The sequence below is a fragment of the Enterococcus sp. DIV0176 genome (assembly GCF_050528535.1).
In the GTDB taxonomy this organism is placed as follows: domain Bacteria; phylum Bacillota; class Bacilli; order Lactobacillales; family Enterococcaceae; genus Enterococcus_B; species Enterococcus_B thailandicus.
This window is the reverse complement of record NZ_CP172879.1, coordinates 640,531-655,320: the sequence shown is the minus strand read 5'-3', so window position 1 is coordinate 655,320 and position 14,790 is coordinate 640,531. Positions and strand designations below refer to the sequence as shown.

The window sequence follows — 14,790 nt, the reverse complement described above, 5'->3', positions numbered from 1 at the left end:
CTTATCCGAATCGTCCTGAGATGTAATCTTCTGTTTCTTGCTTTTCTGGATTCATAAAAATTTTCTTTGTATCATTGAATTCAATTAAATGACCATCTAAGAAGAAAGCTGTCTTATCTGAAATACGAGAAGCCTGTGACATGTTATGTGTGACCATAATCATCGTATAGTTCTCTTTCAATTCTAACAACATACTTTCAATTTTTCCAGTTGAAACAGGGTCAAGTGCACTTGTTGGTTCATCTAGTAAAATAATTTCTGGATTGACTGCTAAGACACGTGCGATACATACCCGTTGTTGCTGTCCACCTGATAAAGACAAAGCGCTCTTATGCAGTTTATCCTTCACATCATCCCAAACTGAAGCGGCTTTTAGACTTTCTTCAACTACTTGATCTAACACTTTTTTGTCTTTTTCGCCTTTTAGTTTCAATCCATAAATAACGTTCTCATAGATTGAAAAAGGAAAAGGATTAGGCTGTTGGAATACCATGCCGATTTCTTTGCGTAGTTCAACGGTATCAGTTTTAGGACCGTAAATATCTTTTCCTTTATACAGCACACTTCCGGTGATCGTTACACCAGGAATCAAGTCATTCATTCGATTCAATGAACGCAGGTAGGTTGACTTTCCACAACCTGAAGGACCAATCATCGCCGTAATCTCACCTTGGTTGATACTTAAGTCAATTCCTTTTAAAGCTTCTTTTTTTCCATAATATAAATGAAGATCTTTTGATGAAATAATTTCTTTTGTCATAATGAAGCCTCCGTTTTAACCAAAATGACCGGACACATAATCTTCGGTTGCTTGAATTTTCGGTCTAGTAAATATCTTCTTCGTTTGATCATATTCGATTACTTTTCCTAAGTAAAAGAATGCCGTGTAGTCACTGATACGCGCAGCCTGTTGCATGTTGTGTGTCACGATGATGATGGTAAAATCTTCTTTTAAGTTCACCAACGTTTCCTCAACTGTCCCAGTAGAAATAGGGTCCAATGCACTTGCTGGCTCATCCAGTAATAAAATATCTGGTTTCATTGCAATCGCACGAGCAATACATAAACGTTGTTGTTGCCCTCCTGACAAGGCTAAAGCACTTTTATCAAGGTTATCTTTGACCTGTTCCCACAGGGCAGCCTGTTTTAAACTAGTTTCAACGATTTCATCTAGCTTCTTTTTGTCTTTTTCACCATGTTGCTTCAAAGCAAACGTGATATTTTCATAAATTGATTTGCTAAATGGGTTCGGACGTTGGAACACCATACCGATTCGTTTACGCATTTCATAAACGTCGACTTGGGGTGCGTTGACATCAACATCCTTATACATGATTTTCCCAGTGATTTTTGTGTTTGCAATACCATCATTCATTCGATTCAACGAACGTAAATAAGTTGACTTCCCACAACCAGAAGGACCGATCAATGCAGTGATTTTATTTTTTTCAAATTCTAAGTCAACACCTTTGATTGCTTCGTTATCACCATACCAAACATGTAAATCTTCAGTGTGTAAAGCAATGTTCTTTTCAGGAGGCATCGTGATGATATTTGTATCATTCAAATTGTATTCTTTCATAGTTTCTTCTTCTCCTTAGGCTGAAGTCATTTTACGGTATAACCGTTTCCCAATCGCACGTGCCCCAAAGTTGAAGAGCAAGACTGCAATGATCAACACGGCAGATGCTCCGGCTGACACAGCAGCGCCATCTGGCATCGTTCCTTCAGTATTGATTTTCCAAATATGAACAGCCAATGTTTCCGCTTGGCGGAAGATACTAATCGGACTTGAAACACTTAGTGGATTCCAGTTACTAAAATCAAGAGCTGGCGCACTTTGTCCTGCTGTGTAAATCAAAGCAGCCGCTTCCCCAAAAATTCTTCCAGAACTTAAGATTACACCAGTTAGAATTCCAGGTGTTGCTTCTGGAACTACGACTTTTAAAACTGTTTCCCAACGTGATAAGCCCAAAGCTAAACCAGCTTCTCGTTGTGTGTAATGAACAGCTTGTAATGATTCTTCCACTGTTCTTGTCAAAAGTGGCAAATTAAAGACAGTCAACGCTAACGCACCAGACAAAATGGAAAAACCATATTGAAATTGAATAACGAAGACCAAGAAACCAAACAAACCAACTACGACAGAAGGTAATGAACTCAAAATTTCAATAGAAGTACGAACCACATCTGTCATCCAGTTCTTGCTTGCATACTCGGATAGATAAATTCCCGCACCAAGTGATAAAGGGAAACTAATAATCATTGTAATCAATAATAAATAAATCGAGTTGAATAATTGAATACCTACACCGCCACCTTCTTGATAAGCTTTTGATGGCTCAGTCAAGAAAGACCAAGAGATATGAGGAATTCCACGCACTAAAATATATAGTAACAAAGCAGCCAAAATCAAGACAATGATTCCAGAAACGGTATATAAAATACCAGTTGCGATTTTATCGGAACGTTTTGCATTCATATTATTTTAAGGCTCCCTTCTTACCAATCATGCGGATAACAATATTAAAGAATAATGACATCAATAATAGGATCAATGCTAAGGACCACAACACATTATTTTCAATCGTGCCCATGATCGTATTACCGATTCCCATTGTTAAAATCGAAGTCAAAGTTGAAGCTGGTGTTGTTAAGCTAGTTGGCATCAACGCTGCATTCCCGATCACCATTTGGATCGCCAAAGCTTCCCCGAAGGCACGTGCCATTCCGAAAACAACTGCTGTCAAAATTCCAGGTACAGCTGCTCTAAGAACTACCTTATAAATCGTTTGCCATCTCGTTGCTCCCAAAGCTAATGATGCTTCTCGGTAATGTCGAGGAACAGACTTCAATGCATCTACAGTCATCGTTGTTACTGTTGGCAAAATCATAACAAACAAGACAAATGTTCCGGCTAAGATTCCAAACCCTGTACCGCCAAAGACGTTACGAACAAACGGCACGATCACAGATAAACCGATAAAACCATAAACGACTGATGGAATACCAACTAACAGCTCAATTACTGGCTGTAAAATTTTTGTTCCGTTTTTCGGCGAAATTTCCGTCATGAAAACTGCAGCACCAATAGCAAATGGTGTTGCGATGATGGCAGATAAAAATGTCACGATAAATGAACCTGTGATCATTGGCAATGCCCCAACCATCGGTTTTCCATCTGGACCAACTTGACTTGGATTCCAACTCGTCCCAAATAAAAAGTCGAACACATTCACTTTGTCGACAAAGAAAGTCGCTAACCCTTTACTTGCAACAAAATAAAAAATAGCTAATACCACTAAAACAATTAAAGCGATACAAAGAAAACTAATAAATTTTCCACGTTGCTCCATTTTTGAACGCTTCGATTTTGTTAATAATACTTTTTTTACATCCTCCACAGATGACTCCCCCTTGCTCAGGTTTAACATACTTGTTCAGTGTACAAAACAAACATCAATTTGGTTTTAATAACATGTAAAAGTTTCGCTAAGTTTGTAAATTTTTTGTAAAGGTTATTCAGAAATGATATTTCCTTCCCAATCACGTTCCACTTTCATCTGTGAAACTGGAATATAGCCTAATTCGCCAACGATATTATTTTGAATTTCGTCTGAAAGAATATACGCTAAAAATTCATCCGTTAACTCCGTTGGTTTTCCTTTTGTATACATATGTTCATATGCCCAAATGGTCCATTCATTTGTTGTCACATTTTCATCTGTTGGTTCCACGCCATCGATTTTAAGCGTTGCTACTTCGTCTGTTACATAAGAAAAGGCAACATAACTGATTGCCCCCGGTGTGTCGGCAACAATTTGGCGAACCATGCCGCTTGAATCTTGTTCCTGTGCCTGGATTGCAGACTCACCATCCAATACCCATTTTTCAAACGTACTACGGGTTCCACTTCCAGAAGCTCGGTTTAAAATAACCACTGCTTGATCTTTTCCACCAAGTTCTTTCCAGTTTTTGATTTCACCAGTAAATAGTTTTTTTAACTCTTCCATGGAAATAGCTGAAACGCCCACTTTTTTATTCACAATCGGTGTTATTCCAACGACAGCAACCTTGTGATCTACTAAAGCTTTTGCATCAATCCCAGACTTTTCTTCTGCAAATAAGTCAGAGTTACCGATATCCACAGCACCAGATTGAACTTGAGATAATCCCGTTCCGCTACCGCCACCTTGGACATTAACAAATTTTCCAGGATTTTCTGTTTGATAGCTCTCTGCGACCGTTTCAACTAGCGGTTGTAATGCAGAAGAACCTACCGCTGTAATTGATTCCCCGCGATCAATCCATTTCGCACATCCAGATAAAAGAACGGCTAATCCCAATACTGGTAATAATAATTTTAATTTTTTCATTAAAAATCTCCTTTAGTCATAAAGTAATTTTATTCTAACATTTTCCTTGTTTATTGAAAATGAATCAAAATCATTAAATAACGAATTGATGAGTTATTCTTGATAAAATAAAAATAAAACTATCTCATTATTTTTGACTATGCTATACTATTTCTGAAATGTGTCTCTTGAATAAAGACTTGAGTGAACTTATTTCTTGCTTTCCCCAAAAAACAAGAAATACCCCAAAGTTCATGAAAGTAGATTGAGACGTTTTCTTCATTTCTGAGTTTATTCAGAAGTGACCCCGATAAAAAAGGACCTGGAACATAAATCAATGATTTATGCTTCAAGTCCTTTTTGCTTATTCTTCTTAAAGTAACGGTGAGACTAATCTCGCTAAGCCTTCTTTAAGTTTGATTACCGTTCCTCGATTTTCATAAATTTCTCTGGTTAATTGTTTCGATACATTTGAGTCATCAAAAAATGCTTTACGTACTTGCGAAGCCATTCGTTCATCATAAACTAGCGTATTGACTTCAAAATCCAAACGGAAAGAGCGAACATCAATATTTGCCGATCCAACTGAAACGACACCACCATCAATAATCATCGTCTTCGCATGAATAAACCCGTTCTCGTAGGTTTCAACGATTGCCCCATACTCAATCAGTTCTGCTGCAAAAGAATAAGTTGCCCAGTAAACCAATGGATGGTCAGGTTTATTGGGAATTTGCAAATGAACTTTGACGCCTGCCAGCAAAGCTAGCTTGAGTGCCTCATGAATCGAACCATCGGGAATATAATAAGGCGTCTGAATCAAAATTTCTCGTTTTGCTAAAGAAATCATTTTTAAATAGGTCATCTTGATCTGTTCGTGTTCCGAATCCGGCCCGCTGGTTACGATTTGAACAGCCATCTCCCCTGTTGAATCAATCATTGGGAAAAAATTGGGCGAATAGCTGACTTCATTTGTGTGTTGAGAATTCCAGTCCATCAAAAATCGATTTTGTAAACTGTAGACAGCTTCGCCATAAATTCTTAAATGATTATCACGCCAATAACCAAATTTTTTGACCAAACCTAAGTACTCATTCCCCACATTAAATCCACCTGTATACCCAATCTGTCCATCAATTACAACGATTTTTCGATGATTTCGATAATTGATTCGCGGATTGATGTATGGAACAAATAATGGAAAAAAGAATGCGACTTCTCCGCCGTTTTTCTTTAATTCATCAAAAAAACTTAGTGAAACCTGCGTCGATCCCCAAGCATCTAATAAAACCCGCACTTTTACGCCTCGTTGTGCTGCAACAATCAATGCATCTCGCAGTTCTACGCCTAAATCATCACTTCGATAAATATAATACTCAAGATGGATATGATTTTGTGCATGATTGATATCATCAATCAACGCATCAAATTTTTCACGACCATCTGTAAACAACGTAACTTCGTTTTGCGTCGTGTATAATGTTCCTTCTGAAACAGTCAACATATAAATCAGTTGCCTGACATCGGCTTGTCCTGTTGGTGGATGGGGATACAATCCACGTTTTAATGCTCGTTTATCTTCTTCAATTTCCAAATTCATCCCAATTTTTCCTTGCATCTTCAAATCAAAAATTTTGTCTTTTGAAATTCCCCTACCAAAAAAAATGTATAGAATAAATCCTAAAATCGGGATAAACATCAACACAAGTAACCAAGCCCATGTCTGTGCTGTTTCTCTTCTTTCACGAAACACAATGATTAACGATAATAAAATGTTCGCAATCAAAATGATCGTAAAAAAATTATCAACAATCACCTTCATGGATTCACCTCTTCATTTTCTAACCTCCTAAGCATAACCAAGTTTTTTTTTAAAGTAAAGAGAAAAAAGAACACGCTTCAATCCTCCATTTTTCAGTATTCTTTTCGACACAACAAAAAAACATTGCACCCACTTTTCATGAGTACAATGTTCTTTTACTTTGAATGATTGATTAAATTTTCAAGAATCGTCTCATTGAGATCGTCGATCCTAAAGAACCAATGATTACGCCGATACCAGTCATCAAAACATTGATTTTCCAAACAAAATCAGCTGGTTGCAACAAGGAATAGTTCGAGCGTAGTAACGATGGATTAACCAATTGGAAAATTTCACGATAACCAAATGTTAAAATCAACATTGGAATAATTGCTCCAATCAAACCGATCCAACCGCCTTCTAAGAAGAACGGCCAACGAATATAGCCATTTTTTGCTCCAACTAATCGCATAATTTGAATCTCTCTTTGACGAGATAAAATTGTAATTCGAATCGTGTTAGAGATCAAGAACATAGCAACAAATAATAGCAACGCTGCTGCTGCTAATCCCCATGTACGAACAGCTCCTGCAATTTCAAAGATTCGGTCTGAAGAAGTGCCACCGTAATCTGCTCGGTAAACGTTAGACAATTTTGCCGCTTCTTTTGAGACATCTTTGGTGTAAGAAGGTTCTGTTGCACTTACCACGTATACATCATATAAAGGATTGCTATCTCCTTCAAACAAATTCCATGAATCACCCATTGCTGCTTGGATTTTTTTCAATTCTTGGTCTTTACTTGAAAAAGATACTTTTTCAACATGGTCAAGCTTTTCTAATTCTGTTCCTAATTTTTTGATATCCGCCTCTTTTGTACCAATATCAACAAAAACTGAAACATCTACGTTTCCTTCAATATCTTGTGCAAGTTTAGTTGCATTCATAATAACAGCCATAAAAATACCAACAAGTGCTAAAGTGATTGTTACCGCACTAACTGAGGCAACAGTCATCCAACCGTTACGTTTCAAGCTTTTGATACTTTCTAATAAGTGGCGGAAAAAGGTTCTAATCATCGTATCCGTATTCCCCTTCCGCTTGGTCTCGAATAATTCGGCCGTTTTCAATGGCGATTACCCGATGACGAATTGTATTTACGATCGTACTGTTATGTGTTGCCATAACAACTGTCGTTCCTTGTGCATTGATGCGGTCAAGAAGTTTCATGATTTCCCATGAATTTTCAGGATCTAAGTTACCTGTTGGTTCATCTGCAATCAAAACCTTTGGTGTGTTTACAATCGCGCGCGCAATCGCAACACGTTGCTGTTCCCCACCAGATAATTCACTTGGAAAAACACGTACTTTATGTTTTAAACCAACTAAATCCAAAACTTCCATCACACGTTTTTTAATTTCACGTGGTTTACGACCAATTACTTGCATAGCGTAAGCTACATTTTCATAAACAGTCTTTCGCGGCAATAATTTATAGTCTTGGAAGACGATTCCAATTTCTCTGCGTAAATAAGGAACTTCACGATTTTTGATAGCCATCAAATCATGTCCTGCAATAGTCAATGTTCCTTTAGTTGCTTTTTCTTCTCGGTACATCAATTTGATAAATGTAGATTTTCCTGCTCCTGATGGTCCAACTACATAAACGAATTCTCCTTGATCGATAACGACCGAGAGATTGCGGATGGCAGTCGTACCATTGGAGTACTTCTTCATTACATCCTTCATTTCAATCATGGCATTCTCTCCATATCTTTTTCAGTCTTCAGCCATTATAGCATGGCAATGTTTCAAGTTGCTTGCAAAATTTTACAATTTTATGTCAATTAAATAATAATCCACTAATGTTATACCAGATGCATTTTTAAATAAGCATCAATAAATAAGTCTAAGTCACCGTCCATGACCGCTTGAACATTCCCAGTTTCTGCATTTGTGCGGTGATCTTTAACCATTGAATAAGGATGGAATACATAGGAACGGATCTGTGAACCCCAGCCAATTTCTTTTTGTTCACCACGTAAAGCTGCAGCTTCTTGTTCTTTTTTCTCTACTTCAAGTTGATAAAGCTTCGCCTTCAACATACCCATGGCTTGCTCTCTATTTTTTAACTGAGAACGTTGTGCTTGGCTTGCAACCACCGTTCCAGTTGGCATATGTGTGATTCGCACAGCAGACTCTGTTTTATTGATATGTTGTCCACCAGCTCCACTGGCACGGTACGTATCAATTTTTAAATCATCTGGATTGATCTCAATATCAATTGTCTCATCCAGTTCAGGCATGACATCTACCGAACAAAACGAAGTATGACGTCTTTTAGCTGAATCAAACGGTGAAATTCGAACTAAGCGGTGAACACCTTTTTCAGATTTCAAATAACCAAATGCATTATGCCCTTTGATTAACAAAGTGACGCTCTTGATTCCAGCTTCGTCTCCCGCTTGGTAATCCAAGATTTCCACTTGATACCCATGCTGTTCTGACCAACGTGTATACATGCGTAACAACATGCTGCCCCAATCTTGTGATTCCGTACCGCCTGCTCCAGGATGTAATTCCAGAATAGCATTGTTTCGATCATACGGTCCATCAAGTAACATGGCTAACTCATACGTATTCATTTTTTCATTTAATGCATGTAACCGTGTCTCCAGCTCCGTTTGCATTTCTGCATCTGGTTCTTCTTGTAATAACTCCGTCAAAAGTTCTAACTCTTCCAATTCACCTGCTAATGAATGAAATTGGTCGTAAGCTTCTTTATTCGCATTATTTTCATTAATTACTTGTTGCGCAGCAACACTGTCATCCCAAAAACCCGGTTCAGCCATTTTGTACTCAGCTTGTGCAATCGATTCTTCCAGCTGATCTAAGTCAAAGAGACCCCCTAAAGCTTGTGACCTTCTCTTGCATGTCAGCTAACAAATTACGAATCTCAAAAATTTCCATGTTTGCTTCCTTCTTTCTATGGACAATCGTTTTCGTCTTCTTTTCACTTCTTTTTCTAGTCTACCAGAATCTAAAGATAACAGAAAGAAGGTGAGACAAATTCTTTCTAAAAAGAACTTCTCTCACCAGCTTCTTTCTATTTAAAAATGATTATGCTTCATTTTTTCCGTGGCAGTTTTTATATTTCTTTCCACTTCCACAAGGGCAAGGATCATTTCGTCCAACTTTATTCACTTGAACTGGTTGTTTTTTTGCACTTGTATTGCTTTTTTCTTCCGCACTTGCTTCTGTGGCATGTGAAGCTTCACCTTGAGAAACTTGTTCTCGCTGAACATTTTGGCGAATTTCAGCTTTCATGAATAAACGAGTTACTTCATATTCAATTGCGCCGACCATATCTTCAAACATTTTGTATCCTTCTGTTTGATATTCAACTAACGGATTATTTTGTCCATACGCACGTAACCCAATTGATTGACGTAATTGATCCATTGCATCAATATGATCTGTCCATTTCGAATCAACCACACGTAAGATAACAACTTTTTCAAATTCTAAGAGTTGTTCTGGACCATTTAAATGGTTGGCTTTTGTATTAAACACGTCTTGTGCTAACTCATTTAAATAAACTTTCATTTCATCTGGTGTTTTTCCTTCAAGATCTTTCACGCTGATGCTGTCTTCGTGGACAATTGCATTCCCCGCAAAATCGACGATTCCTTCAAGGTTCCAGTTTTCTTTTTCTAGTTGTGTGTGTGCATCTACTACTCGACTAATTGTTCGTTTGACCATATTCATCAATGGTTGAGACAAACTATTTTCTTCCATGATTACATCTTGACGTTGTTTATAGATTACTTCACGTTGTTCACGCATCACATCGTCATATTGTAAGACATTTTTACGCGTATCATAGTTATTTCCTTCTACGCGTTTTTGAGCAGACTCAACTTGCTTCGTCAGCATTTTACTTTGGATAACCGCATCTTCATCCCCAATTTTCATCCGATCCAAGAAAGCTTTGATTCGTTCTGAACCAAAACGTTTCATCAAATCATCTTCTAATGAAAGATAAAATTGTGACATACCTGGGTCTCCTTGACGTCCAGCACGTCCACGTAACTGATTATCGATACGACGAGATTCATGACGTTCTGTACCAATAACAGCTAAACCACCTAATTCACGTACACCAAGACCTAGCTTGATATCTGTCCCACGACCAGCCATATTGGTAGCAATCGTAACTGCACCTTTTTGACCAGCATTCATAATAATTTCAGCTTCTTTAAAGTGATTTTTAGCATTCAATACTTCATGTGGAATCCGTTCACGGTTCAACATATCTGATAGTAATTCAGATGTTTCAACCGCAACTGTACCTACCAAGACTGGTTGTCCTTTACGATAACGGTCTTTGATATCCTGAACAACTGCGTGGAATTTACTTTCCAATGTTGGATAAAGTAAATCTGCACGGTCATCACGAATAACTGGGCGATTCGTTGGAATTTGAATAACTTGAATGTTATAGATTTCTCTGAATTCTTCTTCTTCTGTTTTCGCAGTACCAGTCATCCCAGAAAGTTTTTTGTACATACGGAAATAGTTTTGGAATGTGATTGAAGCCATTGTTTTTGTTTCGTCTTCGATTTCCACGCCTTCTTTTGCTTCGATTGCTTGGTGAAGCCCATCAGAGTAACGACGTCCATCCATGATACGACCAGTAAATTGGTCAACGATCATGACTTTTCCGTCTTGAACCACATAATCAATATCAAGTAACATGATGTAGTTAGCACGCAATGCTTGATCTAAGTGATGTGTCAAAGCAGTATTTTCAAGATCATATAAGTTTTCTAATCCAAAAGTTTCCTCTGCTTTTTCGATTCCCGCTTCAGTTAGCCCAATGGTTTTTGATTGAACATCGATTTTATAATCTTCTTCTTCCTTCAAACGTTTAACGAAGTTATCTGTTCTTGTGTATAAAGCAGTTGATTTTTCTGCTTGTCCTGAAATAATCAATGGTGTTCTTGCTTCATCAATCAAAATTGAATCCACTTCATCGACAATCGCATAGTTCAATGGTCGTTGAACCATTTGATTACGATAAACAACCATGTTGTCACGCAAATAGTCAAATCCTAATTCATTATTTGTACTATAAGTAATATCACAGTTATACGCGTCACGTTTTTCATCAGCTGATTTTGAATTGATATTCAAACCAACGCTAAGTCCCAAAAAGTTATAAAGTTCTCCCATTTCAGTTGAGTCACGGGTTGCTAAATATTCATTTACTGTTACAACGTGTACCCCTTCACCTGACAATGCATTTAAATACACTGGCATAGTCGCAGTTAACGTTTTACCTTCACCAGTACGCATTTCTGGAATGTTCCCATCATGAAGAACGATCCCACCCATCAATTGGACGTGATAAGGGTATAAGCCCAAGACACGTTTCGCTGCTTCGCGAACAACGGCGAACGCTTCTGGCAATAGTTGGTCCAAAGTTTCACCTTTTTGATATCTACCTTTAAATTCATCAGTTTTTGCTTGTAATTGCTCATCAGTTAAAGCTGCCATTTTATCAGCGTGTAATTCAACTTTTTTAGCAATGCTATCTAAACGTTTTAGTTCTTTTTTATCATTTTCAATGATTGAACGTATAAAATTGGCCATTCGTTGTATAATCTCCTTTTTCTGCAGTATCCATCTCGCTTATGTAGACTCTCCTATCCATTTTATCATTACTTATAGATAATTGAAATATCTTAGCTATATTATTCTCTGAACTTCTTTATTCTTAATAAAAATACAGCTTCTTTATGTAAAAAAACCCTTGTGGTATCTAATCAGACACCACAAGGGTTTAAAAAATAGTTATTTTTAGTCAGTTTCAATTAAACCGTATTTTCCATCTTTACGACGGTAAACGATACTTGTACCATTGGTTTCAGCATCTTCAAAGATAAAGAAGTTGTGTCCTAACATATTCATTTGTAAGACAGCTTCTTCACTATCCATTGGTTTCAATGACAAACGTTTTGTACGAACGATATCTAATTCAGATTCGTTTTCGCCTTCACCGTTTTCTTCATTGAATAATACTGCAGCACTTGCAGTATTCATGCCCGTTTCACGAGATTTGCGGTTGATTTTTGTTTTAAATTTGCGAATTTGACGTTCTAATTTATCAACAACCAAATCAATACTTGCATATAAATCTGGTGAAGTTTCTTCCGCACGTAATACAAGATAAGGTAATGGAATCGTTACTTCCACTTTTGCTGTTTTTTCAGTATAAACTTTTAAGTTTACATGGGCTGTAGCATCGGGTGCATCACTGAAATAACGTTCTAACTTGCCTACTTTTTTTTCAACATAGTCACGAATCGCTTCAGTTACTTCGATATTTTCGCCGCGTACATTATATCTAAACATAAAAATTACCCCTTTCGTCTACCACAATCAAGAAGGAGAAGGACCACTCTTTCCCTCTTCTTATTTATATTATATCGAACTCTAATCTATTTGCAAACTAAATCGCTACCAATTTCACGTATTTTTTAGTTTTTCTTTTATCGTGCTAAAGAAAACGTCCGAATTTTAGTTGGTTGATGCTCTGCAAGACAAGCCGCAGCATGAAATAACGTCTGTCCTGTTGTATACACATCATCAATCAATAAAATTTTACATTGCTTGATTTGCTCCGGCTCAACACCTAAAGCGAACGGCTGAGGCATTGCCAGTCTTTCTTCCCGAGAATGTTGTGTTTGAGTCGACTGATGTTTGACTCGTTCAAGCAATGACTGAAAAGTCACCCTAGCCTCGGTCAACATCTGACTCACTTGATTAAATCCACGTTGTGCCAACCGCTCATTTGATAATGGAATCGGACAAAAAAGATAATCCGGAAATCTTTTTGGTAAACTTTGCCACTGCTTTTCAAACGTTTTAGCCAAGCGAACATCTCCAATAAACTTGTATTGTTGGAACCAAGCTTGCATCGCTTCATCATATTGAAAAAAACTTCTATGGCAAAAATCATATGTCGGGTAACGATTTTTCCAGTAAAGACAATCCGTGCAAAATGTTTTTTGACTTTGTGCAAATTGTTTCTCACTCTCTAACAAACTTTTTTGGCAACCATCACAACTGTTTACTGTGGACAAAGGAGTAAATAGTTTGGCACATTGCCAACAAAGTTCACTCGATTTTTTCGGTTGAAGAAGTTCCTTAATGGTTAAATTTTTAATGATTGATTTTTGACAATAGCAGCATTTCATTGTAAGAGTTTCCCCGCTTTGTTCATCCTTTTGATTTCTTTCACCGCTTTTTTGATTGCACTCGTTTTTTCATGATAAAAGAAACAGACTTGACTATTACTGAATTCTCCCTTGCGATCAGCTCGACCAGCAATTTGGACCAATGAAGATTTCGTAAAAACTTCATGTTCTGCCCCTAAAACAATAACTGAAATATTTTCGAAGGTAACACCTCGTTCAAGAATCATAGTAGTTAAAAGCACATCATATTTTTGCTGCCGCATCGCTTGTACTTTCTCTGGACGCTTTTCATCTTTTGAAGATACAGATGAAATTTTAATTGTTGGTAACCACTCTGCTAATTTCATTTGCAACTCATTCATCAACTCAATACTTGGACAAAACAATAAGACATGATTTTTTTTTACTAGTTTTTGGATTGCTTTGATTAATGGTTCCATTTTTTTTCGTTTGTTTAAGCATCGGCGCCAATTATTCCAGAAAATGAGTCGAGGCTCAGGTAACAATCGTTGATGAAAACGCAGAGGTAAGTAATGAATCTGAAACGTTCGTTTGATTTCTTTTAACAGACGTTCATCCGGTGTTGCCGTCAAATAAATCAATTGTCCCTCAGGTTTCTTTGCTGTTTCTGTTGCATACCGAAGTCCTTGATCGATAACATAAGGAAACGCATCAATTTCATCAACCACTAGCAAATCAAACGCATGGTAAAAACGATACAACTGATGAGTCGTACAAATAACGAAGGAACTAAACGCATAGGGAATCTGCTGTTTGCCATGAAGTAAAATGATTTTTTCTTCTGGAAAAACTGCAGTAAAACGTAGCCATAGTTCCTGGCACACGTCCACCCGCGGTGAAGCAATCGCAACTCGTTTCCCAGTTGCTAGCAACAATTGCAGAAGTGGATACAGGATTTCTGTTTTACCAGCACCGGTCACTGCCCAGATTAAATGATGATCCGTTACCTGCGTAGTCAAACGATGAGCGATTTTGGCTTGTTCTGTCGTCAATGTTTTCTCCCAAGTAAAAACTATTTGGCGTGGAAACAGTGATGGCTGTTCAAACAGCCATAATTCTTGGGTCGTATCGTTTCGCCCCAAAAGCAAACAATGTGGGCAATAATAGTCTTCTTCATTTAGCTTGGCTTCTTGTTGCTGCGTAGTTCTTCCACATCGTTGACAAACAATCTGTTTATTTTGTTTTACTATACCTGCAATTCGTTGATAGGTGGCTTGGTTCAGTATTTCTTTTGGTAGTTGGGCGACTTCTCTCGTTAATAGTCGCCTTCCCCAAACTGTTTTATATGGCATTTTGCTTCCCTAAAAAAAGATACGCAAAAAAAGTGCGAGGCATTTTCAAAATGAAAAAAC

13 protein-coding genes are annotated in these 14,790 nt (G+C 37.5%); all 13 read right to left on the bottom strand.

Going from position 1 to position 14,790, the window contains the following annotated elements; genetic code table 11:
• Position 1 precedes the first annotated feature (1 nt).
• On the bottom strand, positions 2-760 hold the full coding sequence (gene pstB / locus IGJ66_RS03200) for a phosphate ABC transporter ATP-binding protein PstB (protein WP_067483817.1): 759 nt from the start codon (positions 758-760) through the stop codon (positions 2-4).
• A gap of 15 nt (positions 761-775) precedes the next feature.
• The gene (gene pstB / locus IGJ66_RS03195) at positions 776-1,582 is read right to left on the bottom strand and encodes a phosphate ABC transporter ATP-binding protein PstB (protein WP_075491427.1); all 807 of its coding nucleotides are present in this window, start codon (positions 1,580-1,582) and stop codon (positions 776-778) included.
• A gap of 15 nt (positions 1,583-1,597) precedes the next feature.
• On the bottom strand, positions 1,598-2,482 hold the full coding sequence (pstA, locus tag IGJ66_RS03190) for a phosphate ABC transporter permease PstA (protein ID WP_067483814.1): 885 nt from the start codon (positions 2,480-2,482) through the stop codon (positions 1,598-1,600).
• A gap of 1 nt (position 2,483) precedes the next feature.
• Complete coding sequence (pstC, locus tag IGJ66_RS03185) at positions 2,484-3,404, bottom strand: phosphate ABC transporter permease subunit PstC (RefSeq protein ID WP_067483811.1); 921 nt, start codon at positions 3,402-3,404, stop codon at positions 2,484-2,486.
• A gap of 114 nt (positions 3,405-3,518) precedes the next feature.
• A complete protein-coding gene (locus tag IGJ66_RS03180; protein WP_067483810.1) occupies positions 3,519-4,376 on the bottom strand; it encodes a phosphate ABC transporter substrate-binding protein PstS family protein in 858 nt (285 codons plus the stop codon).
• A 352-nt stretch (positions 4,377-4,728) separates the two neighbouring features.
• Entirely contained in the window at positions 4,729-6,177 is a 1,449-nt protein-coding gene (gene cls / locus IGJ66_RS03175; protein ID WP_067483809.1) for a cardiolipin synthase, read from the bottom strand.
• Between the two features lie 172 nt (positions 6,178-6,349).
• Complete coding sequence (ftsX, locus tag IGJ66_RS03170; protein ID WP_067483808.1) at positions 6,350-7,234, bottom strand: permease-like cell division protein FtsX; 885 nt, start codon at positions 7,232-7,234, stop codon at positions 6,350-6,352.
• Positions 7,227-7,913: a cell division ATP-binding protein FtsE gene (gene ftsE / locus IGJ66_RS03165; protein WP_067483807.1), complete on the bottom strand. Its 687-nt coding sequence runs from the start codon at positions 7,911-7,913 to the stop codon at positions 7,227-7,229. The genes ftsX and ftsE overlap by 8 nt, the downstream gene beginning before the upstream one ends.
• A 110-nt stretch (positions 7,914-8,023) precedes the next feature.
• A protein-coding gene (gene prfB, locus IGJ66_RS03160; protein ID WP_271015230.1) for a peptide chain release factor 2 occupies positions 8,024-9,125 on the bottom strand; the annotation gives its coding sequence in 2 pieces (ribosomal slippage) (positions 8,024-9,052 and positions 9,054-9,125; 1,101 coding nt in all).
• Between the two features lie 150 nt (positions 9,126-9,275).
• Complete coding sequence (secA, locus tag IGJ66_RS03155) at positions 9,276-11,810, bottom strand: preprotein translocase subunit SecA (RefSeq protein WP_284590825.1); 2,535 nt, start codon at positions 11,808-11,810, stop codon at positions 9,276-9,278.
• Positions 11,811-12,017: 207 nt separating this feature from the next.
• Complete coding sequence (hpf, locus tag IGJ66_RS03150; RefSeq protein WP_067483801.1) at positions 12,018-12,572, bottom strand: ribosome hibernation-promoting factor, HPF/YfiA family; 555 nt, start codon at positions 12,570-12,572, stop codon at positions 12,018-12,020.
• A 137-nt stretch (positions 12,573-12,709) separates the two neighbouring features.
• Positions 12,710-13,093, bottom strand: a complete 384-nt coding sequence (locus tag IGJ66_RS03145) for a ComF family protein (protein WP_244897481.1) — start codon at positions 13,091-13,093, stop codon at positions 12,710-12,712.
• A 320-nt stretch (positions 13,094-13,413) separates the two neighbouring features.
• A complete protein-coding gene (locus IGJ66_RS03140) occupies positions 13,414-14,730 on the bottom strand; it encodes a DEAD/DEAH box helicase (RefSeq protein WP_430616812.1) in 1,317 nt (438 codons plus the stop codon).
• Positions 14,731-14,790: the final 60 nt, after the last annotated feature.

Excerpts from the sequence above, each read along its gene's own strand:
- pstB (WP_067483817.1), bottom strand. The coding sequence starts at position 760 with ATGACAAAAGAAATTATTTCATCAAAAGATCTTCATTTATATTATGGA.
- pstB (WP_075491427.1), bottom strand. The coding sequence starts at position 1,582 with ATGAAAGAATACAATTTGAATGATACAAATATCATCACGATGCCTCCT.
- pstA (WP_067483814.1), bottom strand. The coding sequence starts at position 2,482 with ATGAATGCAAAACGTTCCGATAAAATCGCAACTGGTATTTTATATACC.
- IGJ66_RS03180 (WP_067483810.1), bottom strand. The coding sequence starts at position 4,376 with ATGAAAAAATTAAAATTATTATTACCAGTATTGGGATTAGCCGTTCTT.
- cls (WP_067483809.1), bottom strand. The coding sequence starts at position 6,177 with ATGAAGGTGATTGTTGATAATTTTTTTACGATCATTTTGATTGCGAAC.
- ftsX (WP_067483808.1), bottom strand. The coding sequence starts at position 7,234 with ATGATTAGAACCTTTTTCCGCCACTTATTAGAAAGTATCAAAAGCTTG.
- ftsE (WP_067483807.1), bottom strand. The coding sequence starts at position 7,913 with ATGATTGAAATGAAGGATGTAATGAAGAAGTACTCCAATGGTACGACT.
- secA (WP_284590825.1), bottom strand. The coding sequence starts at position 11,810 with ATGGCCAATTTTATACGTTCAATCATTGAAAATGATAAAAAAGAACTA.
- hpf (WP_067483801.1), bottom strand. The coding sequence starts at position 12,572 with ATGTTTAGATATAATGTACGCGGCGAAAATATCGAAGTAACTGAAGCG.
- IGJ66_RS03140 (WP_430616812.1), bottom strand. The coding sequence starts at position 14,730 with ATGCCATATAAAACAGTTTGGGGAAGGCGACTATTAACGAGAGAAGTC.